This window comes from Candidatus Jordarchaeum sp., assembly GCF_052745115.1.
This window is the reverse complement of the sequence record NZ_JBRAKS010000528.1, coordinates 1-1,815: the sequence shown is the minus strand read 5'-3', so window position 1 is coordinate 1,815 and position 1,815 is coordinate 1. Positions and strand designations below refer to the sequence as shown.

Annotated in this window: 3 protein-coding genes; 2 read left to right on the top strand and 1 reads right to left on the bottom strand. The window is 35.5% G+C overall.

Annotated features, from left to right (window positions below; translation table 11 throughout):
- Positions 1-670: nucleotidyl transferase AbiEii/AbiGii toxin family protein (locus tag ACUVXA_RS20490; protein ID WP_445873149.1), on the top strand; the 670-nt coding region annotated here is incomplete at its 5' end.
- Between the two features lie 484 nt (positions 671-1,154).
- Entirely contained in the window at positions 1,155-1,382 is a 228-nt protein-coding gene (locus ACUVXA_RS20485) for a hypothetical protein (protein ID WP_445873148.1), read from the top strand.
- Positions 1,383-1,489: 107 nt separating this feature from the next.
- On the opposite strand, the gene ACUVXA_RS20480 is transcribed toward ACUVXA_RS20485, so the two are convergent.
- Positions 1,490-1,815, bottom strand: a 326-nt coding sequence (locus ACUVXA_RS20480; protein WP_445873147.1) for a hypothetical protein, incomplete at its 5' end; no start/stop codon positions are given.

The window sequence follows — 1,815 nt, the reverse complement described above, 5'->3', positions numbered from 1 at the left end:
AATGTTAAAAGGTAAGGGAATTATATCCAAATTTCAAAAAAGAATTATTGAAACTGTTAAAAATATTCCCGATTTTGCTTACTTTTATCTCACTGGAGGAACAGCATTAGCTGAATTCTATTTAGGTCACAGAAAATCTTATGATTTAGATATTTTTAGTGGAGAAAAGGAACTTATTTTACCCTTTTCCAGGATAGTAGAAGATGAATTAAAAAAGAAATTCTCTACAAATGTTATTCGTAGATTTGCAAGTTTTGTAGAATTTGAAATATCACAGGAAAATGAGATAGTAAGAGTTCAACTTGCATTAGATTCACCTTTCCGATTTGAGGAACCTTTAGAATCAGACCTAGGAGTTAAAATAAATGATTATAAAGATATTACTGTAGATAAGCTTTTAGCTTTTTTTGGAAGAGTAGAACCTCGAGATGCAGTAGACCTATATTTTATTTTAGAGAATGAAAATTTTTGGGCACTTGCAGATCTTGCTAAGAAAAAAGATCCTGGATTTGACCTATACTGGATGGCTATTGCATTAGAAAAGGTTAAAGATTTTCCTGACAGGATAAGCCGTTGGCCAGTAGAGATGTTAGTAAGAGTAAATATTAAAGAATTAAAGAATAAATTTTCTTATCTTACCAGGGAGATTATGGAAAGGTTAAAAAAATAAGGTTCATCCGAGTAATACATACCTAATACGATTTTATATCGAGAAAAGATCATACAAGCTGTCATTTTTGTTCCAGGTACTCATTTTCTGTATAATCCATAAAATAAAATCATTGCTTTATTAATAAACATCGATATATATCGAGTTAGAAACTAATTATTGAACGGGTGTTACTGCCTTCCTGTGTAAATGGGAATTGTTCACCAGCGACTAATTAATTTTGAGTTCCACAGGATTCATCCTTCTTTGGGTATTTAGTTTCGTACCAAATACCCTGGGAATGAATCCTATTTTTTGTCAATCAAAAAAGCTACCCTTAACTTTGTACTTAAATATAAACGCTGCTAAATGTTTCTAAAACTGGTGGGAAATTATTGTTGGTTTTTATCCTTTTTACACCTGTAAATTGTGTGGATTAATTTGAAACAGGAGAGCAATTGGTTAAAATAATCCGGGAAATATTATCACTTATAGTCATAAAATTGTGAGAATTAACAAGGTTAAGATTGTCGAATATGATACTGTTGCGGGTTTTCAGACTGCTCTTGCAGTTGGGGAGGCTACTCTTTATGACAGAAATACTGCTGAGGTTATAAGGACCTGGCAGGTTCAGAGGAGTGGAACAGGAAGCTCAAGGGAAGCAGCAGCTCTCAATGCCCTCACCGAGGTGGGAAGGTCTCTGGGAGAGATTGTATCAAACACAATCCCGTGATTTGCGCTCAAGTAGCTTTTGCCATGAATCCAGTATGGTTTGAAAAGTTGATGTGTCCCGCAGATGTGAGAACAGAACCAGTGAAAATTAAAGATGGAAGGCAATCTCTATTCACATTGACAGTTTCTCAGCATTTCTTCGGGGTTTTTCATCCTGTAGTATTCGTATTTCCGTTTTCCATTCACCCATTCCTGTACCTGGAAGTACACATAGCCATCTTCGGTGTTGTTTGTGACAGCAACAACATTTCCCCCGGCAAGTTTGAATAGCCTGTTCTCCCACCAGTCATATGCATAGAGGCCCCCATGCATTTCAACACTTTCTCTTTTGAAGGCATCTGGATCTGTGTATTCCTTATCACACCGTGCAGGTATATATACAAACCTTTTATCCTCTGAGATATCGTAAAATGGGTAATAGCCTTCAACTAAGT